The sequence below is a fragment of the Type-D symbiont of Plautia stali genome, assembly GCF_001485335.1.
GTDB lineage: Bacteria > Pseudomonadota > Gammaproteobacteria > Enterobacterales > Enterobacteriaceae > Pantoea > Pantoea vagans_C.
Window position 1 is genome coordinate 36054 of the sequence record NZ_BBOC01000032.1, and the last position, 18122, is coordinate 54175.

The following is an 18122-nucleotide window of genomic DNA, read 5'->3' on the forward strand; positions in this document are numbered from 1 at the left end:
AAACCCGTCTCGTGATGTTCAGTCAATATACACACATTCATTGGTGCTGCTATCAGGAAAGTTTCCCGACGGCAGCGGCGATTTCTGGCAGTGCAGCACGCGCAAACAGCTCTTCGAAATCAGGCAGATGGCCAAGCACCTCGCGGTTACGGGCATCCTGATAAATGATCCAGCCATAGGTTGCCAGGCTGTCCATCGAGCGAATGTTACGTTGCGTCAGCGCCGCTTTATAATCCGACATACGTTTTGCCGCGATCAGGCTAGCCAGTTCATCATCGCTGTAGCTCTCAATCGCTGAACGCGCATGGCGTTGCAGCTTGCTGATCAGGGCAAAGTCTTCGGTCATCAGTAGATTACGCACGGCTTTTTCCACCGCAGGATCTTCCACTGAGGTGCCTTTCGGCAGTTTGCCCAGCGCCAGTTGCTGCGCGAAGCTCAGCACGGTGTAGTTATTCAGCAGGACAAACATCTCCAGCGTATCTGTGGCACCGTAAGCCGGTACTGCACCATCAGCGATGGTTTTGCCGGTACGCCAGGCCGCCTTGAATTTCGCAACCTGATGCGCAGCCAGTGACGTTGACAGCTCTTCGAGCAGATCCTTACGTGACTTCGCCTTCAGGATCTCGCCACCGTCTTGATACAGCAGCAGCGAACGTGGCATCACGTAGACAAAGTGATGGCACTCGGTTTCCCAGTTATCCAACAGCCAGGCTGCACGAGGAGACTGAGTGGCTTCCAGATGCCAGTTCAGCATGGTCAGCACCGCTTGCTTGTGCACCTGCGCCATTTCATCTTCGTCGGTGATAGAACCGAACAGCACGGAATCTCCCGCTGCGTGGCCTGCCAGTGCACCATACGGGTCATACTGGTAAGCGAAACCGCCGCTCATGCCGTTACCGAAACCTTTACCGAAGGTGCCCAGGTTCAGAATCGCGCCGTTGGTCATGTATTCGCAGCAGAAATCACCCACGCCTTCAACAACCGCCGTTGCGCCAGAGTTACGCACGGCGAAACGGTCGCCCGCCTGGCCTTGTACGTATAGACGACCACCGGTTGCGCCGAACAGCGCGAAGTTACCGATCAGCACGTTGCCATCGCTGTCTTGTGCGCCGCCGCCTGGTGACATCACCACCAACTCGCCACCACACTGGCCTTTGCCTACGCCATCGTTACAGGTGCCGTAATGCTTCATCTGCATACCATCGTTGCAGAAGGCACCGAATGACTGGCCCGCAGAGCCACTGGTGTGGATGTTCACGGTGCGCGGTGCCAGATAATGGCGGCCACGATCGTCTTTGAACACCGCTGGCAGAGCAGCACGTTGTTCAGCTGATAATTCGTGGTTGAGCATACGCTCGATGTCGATGGCCAGCTGGCCGCCCACGCTCTTATTACGGTTGTTCAGGGGGATGCCGGCACCGAGCGAGATATCGCGGCTCGCCTGGCCGATAAGCTGCGTTTTCAGCTCTTCGACCCAGCCGTTGTCCAGTTCAAAATCTTTTTCCAGATAAACCGGCTTAGCGATTTTCTGCTCTGGCACCACGGTCAACATGGCACGCAGGTCCAGTTTGCCCACTTCCAGCGGGTGATCCATCAGGTGCAGAAGATCAGAACGTCCACGCGCTTCACGCAGTGAACGCAAGCCGAGGCGTGCCAGGAACTCACGGACTTCTTGTGCGACGTTGACGAAGTACTGCGCCAGCTGACGCGGATCACCATCAAAAGCTTCGGCGTTGGTGGTCAAACCGGCCGGGCATTTAACGTTACAGTTTTTCGCCATCACGCATTTCAGCATCATCAGCGCGGTGGTACCAAACTCGAAGCTGTCGCCGCCGAGCAGGGCGGATTTGATCACATCGCTACCGGTTTGTTGTGCACCGGAGCAGCGCAGCTGCACTTTGTCACGCAGGCCGTTAGCACACAGCGCCTGGTGCACTTCAGCGATACCGATTTCGGCAACGCGTCCGGTGTACTTCAGGCTGGTGACCGAAGCCGCACCGGTACCGCCGGTGTTACCTGCCACGTTAATCACGTCAGCGCCGGCTTTGGCCACGCCGACAGCGATGGTGCCGATGCCCTCAGAAGACACCAGTTTGACAATAACGCGCACACGTGCCGCTTTACAGTCGTGGATCAGCTGAGCCAAATCTTCGATCGAGTAGGTGTCGTGATGCGGTGGCGGTGAAACCAGCTCAACACCCGGCGTACCGCCACGTGCTGCGGCGATTTCTACCGTCACTTTCGGTGCCGGCAACTGACCGCCTTCACCCGGTTTCGCACCCTGACCAATTTTGATCTCCAGCTCTTCCAGCATCGGATCGGCCAGATAGGCAGCCCAGACGCCAAAACGACCTGACGCCAGCTGTTTAATACGTGAGGCGCGGATGGTGCCGTGACGTGAATAGTGCTCGCCACCTTCACCACAGTTACTCATGCCGCCCACCATGTTGGTGCCGTGTGCTACGGCTTCATGCGCAGGGGCGACCAGCGCACCGTGGCTCATCGCACCAGAGGCGAAAGTACGGGTAATTTCGTGTGCTGGCTGAATCTCTTCCAGCGGCAGCGAAGGCAGAGCGGTAAAGATCAGGGACAGATACTCTGCCGCTTTACCGTAAGCGGTAATTGTCAGTACACCGTTTGCCACGTTGCTGCTTTCGATATCGTCGCTGAAGCGGGTTTTCAGCGCGCGCGACAGTGCTTCCAGACGCTCGTTTTCTGGCTTCAGGCCAGCGATAGAATCAATCAAACGCAGTTCGAACTGGTTCAGGCTGCCGCTGACGGCTTCGCACTTCAGCCCGCGGGTCGCAAAACCGTTGTTGACCAGCGAGTAGCGCCCCAGCTTGCGACCAAATTCGGCTTCACTGTCAACGTGAGTCAAATCACATGGCAGCGCGAGAATGTCACGCAGGGCCGCAGGACGACGCTTACGTTCTGCGTGCATCAGGCTGGAGAACTGACGGTAATCCGGCGTGATCGCCAGTGAATCAATCACCTCGTTCGGGATGCGTTCGAAGCTGCTGTCTTTAAAGGCGTCCGCTTTGATGTTGAAGGCGTTGTCCAGCTTGGCTAGCGTCATCAGACGGATAAAGTTGTCTTCCTCGCGCGCTTTGTCCGCGAAGCGAATCGGCTGCTCAGTCATATCGATAAAGGTACGCACGGCAATGGTGCCGTAGGAGTGACCCGCACCCTCTGCGCGCTCTTTAAACAGACCCAGCAACGGCACTTCTGCCTCGCCCTGAATTTTCAGCGCGCTTTGATGCCAGTCAACCGCCATCTGGGCGATAGCCGGGAAGCCCGCGCCACCCACCGGCGTTTTGATATTCGGGAAGTACTTCTTCAGTACCGGATCTTCGGTATCGAGGAAGTTTGGCTCAAAGAACTCACCACAGCTATAGCTCTCCACGGTACAGAGACCCACTTTACCCATGGTTTTCATCAAGGCTTTTTCAGCCGCTTTGGCATAGCGCTTAAAGGCTTTATTGCCTTCTTCGCCCTCACCAAACTTCTCTTCTGCACGCATCTGCACGCCCAGCGGATAGACCGCTGACGCACCGAAGCCCAGGGTGGCAGCAATATGGTGTGAAGAGATGCTCTGGCCACTCTCGACCACCAGAGAAACGTCCAGGCGCAAACCTTCCTGCACCAGGCGCTGGTTGATGGCAGAAACCATCAGCAGCATCGGAATCGCCGCATGAGTCGAAGAGATATGGCGGTCAGTGATGACCGCGATGCCGCCTTGCTGGCGTGCGAAATCCACTACCTGCTGTGCCAGGTTATCAATAGCGTTTTCCAGCGCTTTGGCGTTGGCTGCACGGCTAACGATATCTTTGCCGATCACCGGCTCGTAGAGCATCTCAAAGCGCGCGTAAGGCGCGACGTCTTGCTCACGCAGGCGCAGCATGTCGAGGTGAGTCAGGATCGGCGTCGGCACGATAACCTGCTGGCCTTTGCTGCGGCCCAGATGCGGTTTTGCGCCCAGCGCGACGCGCAGCGTCATGCCGTCCGCTTCACGGATGGAATCCAGTGGCGGGTTGGTGACCTGAGCAAAACGTTGCGAGAAGTAGTGCGCCATGCCGCCTTCATGGTCGGACAGGCCATTGATGGCGTTGCCGTAACCCATTGCTGAGATCTTCTCAGCGCCGGTTTGCAGCATCGGGTCCATCATGAATTTGAAGCTTTCCTGGTTGTAGTAGTAGGCCACAAAACGCTGATAGGTTTTGAGGTCACCACGATAACGCAGCGGCGAACCGAGCTTCTCCGCCTGAATTTCTGGCAGGTCGTGCAGGTCAACACGCGCGGCGCTCAGCAGTGAAAGGTAATCTTTCTCTGCTGCCAGTTTTTCCAGCGCTTCCACGGTGGTGTAAGAGCGTTTTTCTTTGTGATCGTAATAGAGCATGCCGCCCGCTTCGATACGGCCACGACGCAGGACGCTTTCCGGTGGGAAGGCAATCTGGCCTGCTTCGGACATCGCACCGATATATTCTGCCGTTTCTACCGAACGCAGCGGACGCAGACCCAGGCGGTCAAGACGCGCACCGATCACTTCACCGTTGCCGAAGATCAGGGCTGCCGGACCATCGTTCTTCTCTTCATAAAGAGAGAAGTATTCCAGCATGGCGCGTACTTCATTTGACAGTGAGGTGTCGTTTTCCCACGCAGGCGGCATCATGGAGACCACGGCGTTGATCAGGTCGAGGTTATCTTCCATCAAACGGCTGTGGATGCTCTGATCGAGGCGTGAGCTGTCAGACTGGCCTTTCGGACGCACGATTTTTTTGCCGCGCGCTAACATCAGCGCCGCTTCCGCGATACGGTTTTTACGGTCGGTGTTCAGCTCACCGTTGTGCGCCATCAAACGGAACGGCTGCGCCATGGTGGTGTGCGGATCGGTGTTGGTTGAGAAGCGGGTATGGAAGAACAGCCCGCGCACCTGGTGATCCGCATCGGTCAAATCTTTGAAGTAAGGAATCACTTCGTTGGAGTTCAGGCGTGCTTTAAACACCTGGGTGCGCGAAGAGAGCGACAGCGGATAGAGCCCGCCGAATTCGCTTTCCGTAAAGGCGCGCGCTTCAATATCCAGCAGCGCACGATAGATATGGCGCTCGAATTCAATCTGTTCAGTCACTTCTTGTGGCGCGGCGAAGACCCACTGCACAATCGGTAACTGGAATTGCAGCGCAGCAGGGCGCGTCACGCTGCCGTCCAGCGGCATATCGCGTTTCACCAGCACGGCAAAGTTATGTGCGGCCAGAGTTTCTTCAACCAGACGCTCGGCGTTTGCACGCAGTTCGGCATCTTTAGGGACGAAGAAGTTACCCACACCAAAGCGACCGGCTTCCAGCGGCTGGCCCGTCACTTTACGGAAGAAATTCAGAGAAAGATCGACGTTGACACCCGCGCCATCGCCCACGCCTTCAGCAGACATACCGCCACGGTGTGGCACCGTGCACAGTGCGCTATGCGCCATCTGCAGGATCTCATGGGTCTGCTCGCCGTCCTTACGGGTAATAAACCCGACACCACAGCTATCACTGCCTGCTGAGGGATCATACAAACCATATGGATGAGGTTTTTGAGTGGACATTGAGGGTCTCCTTAAACTGCTTTTGACATTACCTGCATTATTTCGAGCACAGAGCACCGCTGCGTGCTGTATCAATTCGTTTTCGCCGCGCTTAAACGCGGACGTCGCAATACTGAGCAAAGGCTCTCAAGAGAAGAGTTTCACGTCCTTGATGAGCTGCTCTTACTTCCGGTCTCTTACAGGAGATAACTTGCATCCAGAGGGAGTTTCTTGCTGCATAGATATGCCGAGACACAGTCCCGACTGGAAAGCATCCAGCGGAATTCCAACTTATCGGGAAAGCGAACTCAGGTCAAATAGCCAGCTTTATTGCGGTTAATTGGCTTTTTTGTGATTTAACTTAATGATTATGAAGGATTTATTACGTAAATATATGTCAATCTGAGGATTCTGATTCCCCTATGAAGTGTGAGCCGTCTCACTGTGATGAACGCCTCAGATATCCAAACAATGCTGAATAACCCGCACCTGTCAGCATAAAATTCTGTTGGTGCGGTTTCGGACACTTCATGTATCTGTTTTTCTTATGGCGTCATATTTGAATCAAAATCCGGCTGCCATTAGTAAAATTAATCATGCGTGACGTGATTAAAACAGCACTTAAGTTGAATGGATATGCAATAAAGAAACGCAACCACCAGGCGCAATGGCTGCTGACATGCTGAATAGCACGGGATGTAATGAAAGGGCCGCAAAAGTGCGGCCCTCCAGATTATTCAGTTGGCAGAATTAGTCAAGCGATTTGCGCATAAAGACCCGAACGTCGGCGAAATGGCATTGCGATGCACCAGAATGGGGCGAAGTCTGTGTAGTCAGGTAAGGGGAAGCGGCGCAGCGCGGCGATAATTACGCTATTATGGGCCAGATTTCGTTCAGGGAGTTCGACATGAAACAGATTCGTCTTTTAGCGCAGTACTACGTTGATTTGATGGTCAAGCTGGGGCTGGTGCGCTTCTCACTGCTGCTGGCTTCGGCGCTGGTGGTGCTGGCCATGGTGGTGCAGATGGCGGTCACCATGGTGCTGCGTGGCCATGTAGAGAGCATTGACGTGGTACGTTCGATATTCTTCGGTCTGTTAATTACCCCCTGGGCGGTTTATTTCCTGTCGGTGGTGGTCGATCAACTGGAAGAGTCACGCCAGCGGCTCACCAAGCTGGTGGACAAGCTGGAGGAGATGCGCACGCGCGACCTCGAACTCAATCAGCAGATGAAAGAAACCATTGCTCAGCTTAATCAGGAAATTAATGACCGTATCAAAGCTGAGCAAGCGCGCGAACAGGTGATGGATAAGTTGCGCGAAGAGATGGCACGTCGCGAACAGGCGCAGATTGAGCTGGAGCAGCAATCTTCCTTCTTACGCTCTTTCCTCGATGCCTCACCGGATTTGGTGTTCTATCGCAACATCGACAAACAGTTCTCTGGCTGTAACCGCGCGATGGAGCTGCTGACGGGGATGAGCGAGAAACAGTTAATTGGGCTGACACCGCGCGATATCTACGACGAAGATGCCGCCTCCAAGGTACTGGAAACTGATGAGAAAGTGTTCCGTCATAATGTCTCTCTGACTTACGAACAGTGGCTGCAATATCCTGACGGGCGCAAAGCCTGCTTTGAAATTCGTAAAGTGCCCTACTATGACCGCGTGGGGAAACGCAGTGGCTTGATGGGCTTCGGACGCGATATTACTGAGCGCAAGCGCTATCAGGACGCGCTGGAGAACGCCAGCCGTGAGAAAACCACCTTTATATCCACCATCAGCCACGAGCTGCGTACGCCGTTGAATGGCATTGTGGGGCTGAGCCGCATTCTGTTGGATACCGATCTCAATCAGGAACAGCTTAAGTACCTGAAAACCATCCATGTCTCCGCCATCACCCTCGGCAACATCTTCAATGATGTGATTGAAGTGGACAAAATTGAGCGCCGCAAAGTGCAACTGGATAATCAGCCGCTCGATTTCACTGGCTTCCTGGCGGATCTTGAAAACCTCTCTGGTTTGCTGGCGCAGCCGAAAGGGCTGAAGTTTGTCATGGCCCCGGAACTCCCGCTGCCGCATAAAATTTCGGCGGATGGGACGCGCCTGCGTCAGATTTTGTGGAACCTGATTGGCAATGCGGTGAAATTCACCCAGCAGGGTGAAATCGTGGTGCGTGTGGCTTATCACCCGGACGAAACGCTGCACTTCGAAGTACAGGATTCCGGCATGGGGATTCCGCAGGACGAGCAGGATAAAATCTTCGCCATGTATTACCAGGTGAAAGATCAGCAGGGCGGTAAGCCCGCAACGGGAACCGGGATTGGCCTGGCCGTTTCACGCCGCCTGGCACAGGCCATGGGCGGCGATATCAGCGTCCGCAGCGCGCCGGGTCAGGGTTCATGCTTCAGGGTTGATATCAAAGCACCGCGCGTGGCGGATGAAGTAGAAGATGAGAACGTAGACGACAGCATGCCGTTGCCGGCGCTGCACGTGCTGCTGGTGGAAGATATCGAATTGAACGTGATTGTCGCCCGTTCGGTATTGGAAAAACTGGGATGCAGCGTGGAAGTGGCGATGACCGGCAGTGACGCGCTGGCGATGTTCGATCCGCAGGAGTTTGATCTGGTGTTGCTCGATATCCAGCTGCCCGATATGACCGGGCTGGATGTCTCGCGTGCCATACATCAGCAGCACGCCGGCATCTCGTTACCGCCGTTAGTGGCGCTCACTGCCAATGTCCTCAAAGATAAAAAAGAGTACCTCGATGCGGGTATGGATGATGTGTTGAGTAAGCCGCTGGCCGTGCCAGCCCTGACCGCGATAATCAAAAAGTTCTGGGATTACCAGGGAGACGCGTCAGAGTCTGTTATGAGCTCATCAGACGAGCATTCCCGCACGCTACTCGATGTCGAGATGCTGGAGCAATACATTGAACTGGTCGGCCCGGGTTTGATTAAGCAAAGCCTGACGATGTTTGAGCAAATGATGCCGGGTTATCTTGAAGTGCTGGATTCCAACATGATGGCGCGTGACCAGAAAGGGATTGCGGAAGAGGGGCATAAGATCAAAGGTGCGGCAGGTTCGGTGGGTCTGTTGCATTTGCAAAAGCTCGCGAAGCAGATTCAGTCCCCGGAATTGCCAGCCTGGTGGGATAACGTGCAGGAGTGGATCGACGAATTAAAACATGAGTGGCAACATGAAGTTAACGTGTTACGCGAATGGGTAGCAGAGCGGGAAAAATCGTAGTACGCCAGAAAAAAATGACCCCAGTCGAAACTGGGGTGCGCGAATACTGCGCCAACACCAGGGAAATGGGTACTGCTGCTATCGTTAGTGGTCGATTGAATCAGCAACAGTTTGGTATTGGATGACGCTTCAAAATCACCTTAACAAATTCGCCAACGCTTGTGACAAGATTCATTAAATTGTGTGATGTTGAGCAGCGTTTAAATACAGAAAACATTAATTTGCTGACACAGTCAAGTAAGGAATTAATTTCTTTGCCGTATTGCACTATTTTTGACCAAATGTTCTGCTTTTTGCCTGGATTTCCTTCAGCCAGAAGCAGGAAAAGCCTGTCGGCAGCGTTGAAAATCTTATTCCGCTAAAAAAATCGCAGTTAAATAAGCTTAACATGCTGATATTAGACAAGAAATATGAGGTTTTTGGCGGGTTATCCAAAACGTTTTGGAAACCCTCTTTAGAAAGTTCCAGTTTAGGGTTTAACGCCGTAATGTAAACCAAAATGAGGGTGAGGTGCTTTACCTCAAAACAGGGAGTTGGCTGAGTCGGCGATGCTATTTTCGCCACGTTTTTCAGAATGGTCTCGCTTATCAATGAACATATTCAAATGCTTTGAAAGTTTAATGTTAAGTATTGTGAAAGTTTAATTGTGATCTTAATCACATCGGTTTAAGTGTTTGACGGTAAAGATTCTGATGGTTTTTTCACCATGGAACCGATTCCTTGTTGGCGGAAGTGCTTGATGTAATTGGCTCTAATAGAGGAACGATGGTTGCGCAGGTAATAACTTTCCTTCTAAGTGACTGGCAATGAGGGATAAAGGTTAGGCTTGAATCGCAGATATATGAAATCGTGACTTGAGTGATTGATTAACTCAGGGAACAGGTAAGAGAAAATTGCATGAGTAAGAGTAAAGGGAAACTGGGACAACGCATTAAAGTGCTGGTAGTAAAAGTGCTACTGGCTTGGCTTGGGGTTTGGCTCGCAGGAATTGTGATCTTTGCCTTCCTGCCTGTACCGTTTTCAGCGGTGATGGTAGAGCGTCAGCTTGGGGCCTGGATGAGTGGCCGCTTTGATTATGTCGCCCATTCCGATTGGGTGGGGATGGATGATATTTCCCCGTGGATGGCACTGGCGGTGATTGCCTCTGAAGATCAGAAATTTCCGGAACACTGGGGATTTGATGTCGACGCGATTCAACAAGTATTGGATAACGATGGTGGCGAACGGATGCGCGGTGCCTCCACCTTATCTCAGCAGACGGCTAAAAACCTGTTTTTATGGGATGGCCGCAGTTGGGTGCGTAAAGGCCTGGAAGCCGGGCTGACGGTGGGCATTGAAACCGTCTGGACTAAACGCCGTATTTTGACGGTGTACCTGAATATCGCAGAGTTTGGCAACGGTGTGTTTGGTGTGGAAGAAGCTTCGCAGCGCTACTTTCATAAACCCGCCAGTCGCCTGACGATCTCTGAAGCCGCGCTGCTGGCGGCGGTGTTACCTAATCCTATTCGCTTCCGCGCGGATGCGCCTTCAGGGTATGTCCGTATGCGTCAGCAGTGGATCATGCGACAGATGCGACAGCTTGGGGGCGAAGGCTTCCTTGAACGCTATAAGCTGCATTAATCGCTTCTAGTCCTCGTCAAAGCCCGCTTCAAACAGCTCAATGACGGCTGCCAGCGCCTGGACTTCCTCTGGTCCGCTGGCCTCAATCTCAATATGGCCGCCTTTTGCCGAGTCCAGCATCAGCAATGCAATCACACTGCTGGCCTCGGCTTCCGTTCCCGCCTCGTTACGCAGCAGCACTTCAGCATCAAAACTCTGTACCAACTCAAACAGCTTCATGGCCGGACGAGCGTGCATACCCAGCTTATTTCGAATCTCAACGGTTTGCTTCACGGTCATGATTTGCGTTTTTCCAGAGTGCGATGACGAGACTGCACATTTTTACCGCGTGAACGGAAGTAATCCGCCAGTTGCTCAGCGATATACACTGAACGGTGTTTTCCGCCGGTACAGCCAATGGCTACGGTCAGGTAGCTGCGGTTGTTGGTTTCCAGCATCGGCAGCCACAATTCCAGATAGCTGCGCGTTTGGTAGATGAAGTTATGCACTTCGGTATGACGATCCAGGAAGGCGGCGACGGGGCGATCCAGACCCGTCATCGGACGCAGTTTAGGATCCCAGTGCGGGTTCGGTAAGAAACGCACATCGAACACGTAATCTGCATCAATCGGAATGCCGTGTTTAAATCCAAAGGATTCAAACACCATAGTCAATTCACGCTCGCGCTTGCCCAGCAGGCGTGTACGCAGCATCTCTGCCAGCTCGTGTACCGACATCTCTGAAGTGTCGATGATCAAATCAGCACGCGATCGCAATGGCTCCAGCAGATCGCTCTCTTCATCGATGGCACTTTCCAGCGACAGATTCTTGCTGGAGAGGGGGTGCAGGCGGCGCGTATCGCTGTAACGGCGGATTAAGGTATTGCGATCGGCATCCAGGAACAGCAGCTGCGGAGAGAACGACTCAGGCAGATTGTTGAGAGCCGTTTCGAATACTTCGGGTGATTCAGGCATGTTGCGCACATCAATGCTGACTGCAGCCGAAATGTTGCGCTCCGTTAAGGTGTTCGCCAGCTCCGGCAGCAATACCACCGGCAGGTTATCAACACAGTAGAACCCCATGTCCTCCAGGGCGCGTAGTGCAACCGACTTTCCTGAGCCTGACCGACCGCTAACGATCATCAGCACCATCACAATTCTCCCGTTTTAAACCGGCGATAACGCCGGTAAAAGTGTCTGTCGCTTAAGAGTGTTCTTCCTGAGCTTCTGTGATAATCGCATAGAGCTCTTCATCACTCTGTGCGGCGCGTAAACGGCGGCAGACGGTTTTGTCCGCCAGGCGTTTCGCGACCAGCGACAGCGTATGCAGATGGGTTTTACACTGGTCTGCAGGCACCAGCAGGGCAAACAGCAGGTCAACCGGCTGGTTATCGACGGCATCGAAGGCAATCGGTTGGTCGAGGCTGATAAACACGCCAACAGCACGCAGTGTATCCTCCTCCAGCTTGCCATGTGGAATAGCGATGCCGTTACCAATGCCGGTACTGCCCATGCGCTCACGGGTCAAAATGGCTTCAAAAAGCGTCTGGTGCGGCAGATTGAGCTGCTTTGCTGCCAACTCGCTGATAATTTCCAGCGCGCGTTTTTTACTCTGGCAGTGTACGCCGCTTCGGGTACAGTCCAGTGTGAGGACCGAGCTCAATTCCAGTGTCAGATCGTTGTTCATCATCGTTTCACTTGCGAGTTCACATAGCCATAAGGGTAACGCCATTCATACCGCAATGGCGAGTTCCCCGTTGGCGCTTGCGCAGATGACAAAACGGGGCGGTCATCCCGCCCCATTTGTGCTCTGAGTGCCAAACCGATCGGCACTCTGCAAGCATGAAGGTTAGTGTTTTTTCAGTTTGTCTTTATGTTTGGTCAGCTGACGGGAAAGCTTATCGATTAACCCGTCGATGGCCGCGTACATGTCTTCCGCTTCCGCTGTGGCGTGCAGCTCCCCGCCGTTGACGTGCAGTGTTGCATCCGCAATCTGCGTCACCTTCTCCACTTTTAGAACAATATAAACCTGATTGATACGATCAAAGTAGTGTTCTAGTTTGGCAAATTTGCTGTTTACAAATTCACGCAGTGGCTCGGTAATCTCAACATTCAGTCCGGTTAGGTTTAGCTGCATAGGTCTTCTTTCCTCATTCGGTCAAACCAGCTGTTTACGCTGGTTTGATGGCGGTATAGACAAAGACTCGCGATATTTAGCAACCGTACGTCGCGCCACCATGATGCCCTGATCGGATAACATGGAGGTGAGTTTGCTGTCGCTCAAGGGTTTTGCGGGATTTTCCGCGGCAATCAATTTTTTCACCAATGCACGAATCGCCGTGGACGAAGCTTCGCCACCGCCCTCGGTGTTGACGTGGCTGGAGAAAAAATATTTCAGTTCGAAAATGCCACGCGGGCTATGTAAGTACTTTTGCGTGGTCACACGAGAAATCGTGGATTCATGCATATCGACGGCCTGCGCGATATCCGCCAACACCATCGGGCGCATGTACTCTTCGCCCTGTTCAAAGAACGCCTGCTGTTGCTCAACGATACAGCGAGTGACTTTGAGCAAGGTATCGTTGCGGCTCTCGAGGCTTTTAATCAGCCACTTGGCTTCTTGTAAATTGCTGCGGATGAACTGGCTATCGCTGTCATTGCGCGTCGAACCGCCCATCGCAGCATAGTGCTGGTTAATCTTCAGGCGTGGCAGGCTGTCCGAGTTGAGATCCACCGTCCAGCGCGCACCGTTCTTGCGTACCAGAACGTCAGGGATGACGTATTCAGGTTCACTGGTGTTCACTGACTGGCCAGGACGTGGGTCAAGTGACTGAATCAGCAGCATGACGTCTTTTAACACCTCTTCTTTCAGACGTGTGACGCGCATCAGGCTGCGGAAATCGTGGTTGGCCAGCAGATCAAGATGTTCACTGACGATCAGGCGCGCTTCGGCCAGCATCGGTGTATCTGCAGCATACTGTGAGAGCTGCACCAGCAGGCAATCACGCAAGTCACGTGCGCCGACACCCACGGGATCGAAACGCTGGACGCGCTTAAGCACGGCTTCGACTTCTTCCAGCGTCAGCTCTTCGTCGCCAATACTGTCGCAAATGTCCTGAACGCTTACTGTGAGATAACCGGTTTCGTCGATGGCATCAACAATCGAGGTGGCAATGGCGCGATCGGTATCCGTGAACGGCGTTAACTCCACCTGCCACATCAGGTAATCCTGCAGTGACTGGGTGGTTTCGCCCTGATAGACCGGCAGCTCATCATCCTGATAATCCGTACCGGTGCCAGAAGGCGTGCCTGCGGTGTAGATCTCATCCCAGGTGGCGTCGAGCGGTAACTCTTCCGGCATCTCTTTCTGTTCGAGCGCTTCGCGTGTATCTAACGCATCACTTTCCTGATGTTCACGCGCATCGACTTCTTCATGCAGATCAGTTTGCTCAAGCAGCGGATTGCTTTCCAGCGCCAGTTGCAGTTCCTGCTGGAGTTCAAGCGTCGAGAGTTGCAGCAGACGAATGGCCTGCTGCAACTGTGGGGTCATTGCCAGCTGTTGGCTGAACCTGAGTTGCAAACCTTGCTTCATAATCCGGCCAGAATTTCCTAAGCAAATGTCGGGTATTCCGACACCTTATCAGAGTCTGAACTCTTCGCCCAAATAAACACGCTTAACCTGCTCATCTGCAAGAATTTCATCAGGGGTGCCATGTGCGATCAGATGCCCCTGGCTGACGATGTAAGCGCGTTCACACACGGCGAGGGTTTCACGCACGTTGTGGTCGGTAATCAGCACGCCAAGGCCGCTGTCACGCAGATGTTCGATGATTTTCTTGATATCAATAACGGAGATGGGGTCAACACCGGCAAAAGGTTCATCCAGCAGGATAAATTTCGGGTTGGCCGCCAGCGCCCGTGCGATTTCCACACGACGTCGTTCGCCTCCGGAGAGCGCCTGACCCATGCTGTCGCGCAGGTGTTCGATATGGAACTCTTCCATCAGCTCGTTTGCACGATCCTGACGCTGTTCTTCCGTTAAATCATCGCGAATCTGCAGTACGGCCATTAAGTTGTCATACACGCTCAGGCGGCGGAAGATCGAAGCTTCCTGAGGCAGATAGCCGATACCGCGACGCGCGCGTGCATGCAGTGGCAGGATACTGATATCTTCATCATCAATGACAATACGGCCAGCATCGCGCGGGACAATGCCCACGACCATATAAAACGTGGTGGTTTTGCCAGCACCGTTCGGGCCGAGCAGGCCAACAATTTCACCTGATTTTACCTGCAGGCTGACGTCTTCTACCACGCGGCGGCCTTTATAGGCTTTCGCCAAATTTTCAGCGACTAATGTGGCCATAGCGATCAGTTACTCTTTTTTGGGCTCGCAGTTGAGCCGTTTTTGTCTTGCAGCTGCGACGGCACCAGCACGGTGGTCACGCGTTTGCTGTCACCCTGGCTGAAAGCCTGCATTTTCTGTTCTTTGACCAGATAGGTGATGCGATCGCCTTTGATATTGCTGTCCAGCTGCTGAATGAAGGCGTTGCCCGTCAGCTCAACAAAATCGTTCGCCAGCTCATAGTGCAGCTTTGAAGCGTGCCCCTGAACCGGTTTGCCGTTATCTTGCATCTGATAGAAGGTCGCGGGAGTTCCGTAAGCATCGACGATGGTTTTTTTGCTGTCGCCGCCTGGACGCGTGACCACCACTTTGTCTGCGGTAATCTTGATTGAACCCTGGGTAACGATGACATTGCCGGTGAAGGTCGCCACGTTGCCTTGTAGATCAAGCGACTGGTTAACGGAATCGATATTGACGGGTTTGTCTGAATCACCCGTCAAGGCCAGCGCAGGCAGGCTGGTGGCCAGCAGTGCACTTACCAGCAACAACTTGAGGCTATTTTTTTCATTTTGGATTTCATAGGAAGTTTTGACCTTTTCAAGCAGCTGGGCATTTTTTGTTCGTAAATTGCCGCGCATCTTCATGCCAGTGGAATTAAAACTGCGGCCAAATAGGGTGACCTGATCGTCAGATGTCACATCCTGGGTGACCAGATTAACCTGAGCGGTATCGGTGATGATGCGCTCAAGCTGTGAATCCTGGGTCAGCGTATTCACTTCAACGTGGCCGTATAGGTAAAGCATACGATCTTTGGTCAGCTTTGCCTTATCAGCGCGAATGGTCCAGGTCGGCACTTTGTTTTCATCATAAGTGGTCGCCACAGGATTTTCGAACCAGCTAACTTCATCGGCCGCAAAGTAGGTGACTTTATCCGAGATCAGTTTATAGGCTAACGCCCCCGTGGGGTTATAAACCACAGAGTGAGATTTTTCGCTGGTGTACGTTGGCTCTTGGGTATTGGTTGCCACCGGCGCTTTGCTGTCATCCTGGTTGGTGAGATTCCAGCCGATCAGCACCACGGCGATCAAGGCCAGAATCAGCGTTATCCAACGCCTGCTCTTACTCATACTGATTGCCCTTTGGCATCCTCAAATTTGTTCTGCGCCATCAAGATCAAATCGCACAGTTCACGCACCGCACCCCGACCGCCAGCGATACGAGTCACGTAGTTTGCACGTGGCAGTAAAACCGGATGGGCATCGGCCACGGCCACACTTAAGCCGGCTTGTGCCATCACGGGCCAGTCGATTAGATCGTCGCCAATATAGGCAACCTGATCGGCAGATAAAGACAGTTTATCCAGGAGTTCGCGCCACGCCAAAAGCTTATCAGATTGTCCCTGGTAAAGATGCGTAATGCCCAACGTCTGGCAGCGGTCCTCCAGCAGTTTCGCTTTACGGCCGGTTATAATAGCCACTTCGACGTCTGAGGTCAGCAGGCAGCGGATGCCGTAGCCATCGCGCACGTTAAACGCCTTCAACTCTTCACCGCTGTTGCCCATGTAAATGACACCATCTGACATCACGCCATCAACATCACAAATTAGCAGGCGAATCTTAGCCGCGCGCGCCATAACATCGGCACTGACCGGACCGTAGCAGGTATCAACCATTGTGGATTCAACACTCATTATTTGTTCCTGTTCAAACTACGCCAGCGCGCAGCATGTCATGCATATGTACCACACCAAGAAGACGATCGTCATCGGCGACCAGCACTGCAGTGATGTTTTTGTTTTGCATTAAGTTAAGCGCATCCACCGCCAGCATATTGGGACGCACACGAATCCCACCGCGCGTCATCACATCCTGAATACTGGCGGACTGAAAATCGATGCCCATATCGAAGATGCGGCGCAAGTCACCATCGGTGAAGATGCCTTCAATTTTCATCAGGTCATCAACGATCACCGTCAGGCCAAGATTTTTACGCGTGATCTCCAGCAACGCATCACGCAGCGAGGCATCACGGCTCACGTGCGGGATCTCATCACCGCTGTGCATGATGTCGCTGACATGCAGCAGAAGCTTGCGGCCCAGTGCACCGCCGGGATGTGACAATGCAAAATCTTCCTGGGTAAAACCGCGCGCTTCCAGTAGCGCCACGGCGAGGGCATCGCCCATCACCAGCGTTGCAGTCGTGCTGGAAGTGGGGGCTAATCCCAGCGGACAGGCTTCCTGTGGTACTTTCACGCACAAATGCACATCTGCGGCACGCCCCATCGCGCTTTCTGGGCGACTGGTGAGGCAGATAAGTGGCACTTTCTGGCGCTTCAGTACCGGAATCAGGGCGAGAATCTCATTCGACTCTCCGCTATTCGAGATAGCAATCACCACATCATTCGGTGTGACCATACCGAGGTCACCATGGCTGGCCTCACCTGGGTGAACAAAAAACGACGAGGTGCCGGTACTGGCGAAGGTTGCCGCCATTTTCGCACCAATATGCCCGGATTTACCCATTCCCATCACCACCACTTTACCGCGGCAGGCAATAATCATCTCGCAGGCGCGGCTGAAGTCGGCGTTAATATACTGATCGAGTTGCTCAAGTCCTTCACGTTCGATGCGCAGTACCGCTTTGCCCGCCTGCTGGTAATCAAAATCCGGTTGCTGATGTGACATGGTCAGTCCGTCCTTAATAACTTGAGATAAGCGCAGGGCTGAGCCACAGCCACAGTACCCACGCGATAAATCCACCTAACAGTAAAGTGCCCGCTACGCGACCAATACGGCGCTTGCGCAGCAGGCAGAGCAGGGCAAACAATACGCTCACGCCCAGCATCACCCAGTAATCACGCGCGAAGGCATGCGCATCAATGCTGCCGGGATGAATCAGTGCAGGCAGGCCCAGTACGATCGCCAGATTAAAAATATTCGCGCCAATCAGGTTACCGATGGCGATATCGTCTTCACCTTTCAGTGCGCCTGCCACGACGGTGGCGAGCTCTGGCAAGCTGGTGCCCACCGCAATCAGCGTCAGACCCATCACCAGTTCACTGACACCAAAGTAGTCGGCAAACACGGTGGCATTGTCGATCACCATACGGGTCGACATCGGTAAAATTATCAGCGCCACCGCCAACCACAGAAAGGCCACGGTGTTGCCGACTTCATCGCGCGGTAGTTCGGCCAGTTGCTCACGCGTTAACGTATCATTGTTATCACGTTCCGCGCGGCGGGCGATGCGAATCGCAATCACCAAATAGCCCAGCGCGATCAGCAGCAGTGCTGCCCCATCCAGTCGACTAAGATGATTATCAAACAACATAATGCCGCTCAGCAGTGAGACCAGCAGCATTAAGGGGAGTTC

13 protein-coding genes and 1 pseudogene are annotated in these 18122 nt (G+C 53.5%); 2 read left to right on the forward strand and 12 right to left on the reverse strand.

Annotation, left to right across the window (positions count from 1 at the left end; all coding sequences use genetic code 11):
• Positions 1–52: 52 nt before the first annotated feature.
• A complete protein-coding gene (locus PSSD_RS12125) occupies positions 53–5584 on the reverse strand; it encodes a glutamate synthase-related protein (RefSeq protein WP_058972407.1) in 5532 nt (1843 codons plus the stop codon).
• Between the two features lie 886 nt (positions 5585–6470).
• Between PSSD_RS12125 and arcB the strand changes: the two genes are divergently transcribed.
• Positions 6471–8807 (forward strand): aerobic respiration two-component sensor histidine kinase ArcB, encoded by a 2337-nt coding sequence (gene arcB, locus PSSD_RS12130; protein WP_058972408.1) that lies wholly within the window; start codon positions 6471–6473, stop codon positions 8805–8807.
• An 897-nt stretch (positions 8808–9704) separates the two neighbouring features.
• Positions 9705–10427, forward strand: a complete 723-nt coding sequence (mtgA, locus tag PSSD_RS12135; RefSeq protein ID WP_039327459.1) for a monofunctional biosynthetic peptidoglycan transglycosylase — start codon at positions 9705–9707, stop codon at positions 10425–10427.
• Between the two features lie 6 nt (positions 10428–10433).
• Here the strand turns inward: mtgA and npr are convergent, their stop codons facing one another.
• From npr to PSSD_RS12190, 11 genes and pseudogenes are all read right to left on the reverse strand, one after another.
• Positions 10434–10706 carry a PTS phosphocarrier protein NPr gene (gene npr / locus PSSD_RS12140; protein ID WP_039327462.1) on the reverse strand — a complete coding sequence of 91 codons (273 nt, stop codon included), beginning with the start codon at positions 10704–10706 and terminating at the stop codon, positions 10434–10436.
• Positions 10703–11557 carry an RNase adapter RapZ gene (gene rapZ / locus PSSD_RS12145; RefSeq protein ID WP_039327464.1) on the reverse strand — a complete coding sequence of 285 codons (855 nt, stop codon included), beginning with the start codon at positions 11555–11557 and terminating at the stop codon, positions 10703–10705. The genes npr and rapZ overlap by 4 nt, the downstream gene beginning before the upstream one ends.
• 52 nt (positions 11558–11609) lie before the next feature.
• Positions 11610–12092, reverse strand: coding sequence for a PTS IIA-like nitrogen regulatory protein PtsN (gene ptsN, locus PSSD_RS12150; RefSeq protein WP_197063293.1), 483 nt, complete (start codon positions 12090–12092; stop codon positions 11610–11612).
• 162 nt (positions 12093–12254) lie between these two features.
• Complete coding sequence (gene hpf / locus PSSD_RS12155) at positions 12255–12542, reverse strand: ribosome hibernation promoting factor (RefSeq protein WP_039327466.1); 288 nt, start codon at positions 12540–12542, stop codon at positions 12255–12257.
• Between the two features lie 21 nt (positions 12543–12563).
• Positions 12564–13997, reverse strand: a complete 1434-nt coding sequence (gene rpoN / locus PSSD_RS12160; RefSeq protein WP_058972409.1) for an RNA polymerase factor sigma-54 — start codon at positions 13995–13997, stop codon at positions 12564–12566.
• A 48-nt stretch (positions 13998–14045) separates the two neighbouring features.
• Entirely contained in the window at positions 14046–14771 is a 726-nt protein-coding gene (gene lptB / locus PSSD_RS12165) for an LPS export ABC transporter ATP-binding protein (RefSeq protein ID WP_039327471.1), read from the reverse strand.
• 5 nt (positions 14772–14776) lie between these two features.
• The gene (lptA, locus tag PSSD_RS27965) at positions 14777–15325 is read right to left on the reverse strand and encodes a lipopolysaccharide ABC transporter substrate-binding protein LptA (RefSeq protein ID WP_201023812.1); all 549 of its coding nucleotides are present in this window, start codon (positions 15323–15325) and stop codon (positions 14777–14779) included.
• Positions 15311–15877: pseudogene (gene lptC / locus PSSD_RS27970) on the reverse strand (LPS export ABC transporter periplasmic protein LptC); the annotation flags it as partial. The gene lptA and the pseudogene lptC, both read right to left, overlap by 15 nt.
• Positions 15874–16440: a 3-deoxy-manno-octulosonate-8-phosphatase KdsC gene (gene kdsC, locus PSSD_RS12180; protein ID WP_039327477.1), complete on the reverse strand. Its 567-nt coding sequence runs from the start codon at positions 16438–16440 to the stop codon at positions 15874–15876. The pseudogene lptC and the gene kdsC, both read right to left, overlap by 4 nt.
• A 13-nt stretch (positions 16441–16453) precedes the next feature.
• Positions 16454–17434, reverse strand: coding sequence for an arabinose-5-phosphate isomerase KdsD (gene kdsD / locus PSSD_RS12185; protein ID WP_039327479.1), 981 nt, complete (start codon positions 17432–17434; stop codon positions 16454–16456).
• Positions 17435–17447: 13 nt separating this feature from the next.
• Positions 17448–18122, reverse strand: a 675-nt coding sequence (locus tag PSSD_RS12190) for a calcium/sodium antiporter (RefSeq protein ID WP_058972411.1), incomplete at its 5' end; no start/stop codon positions are given.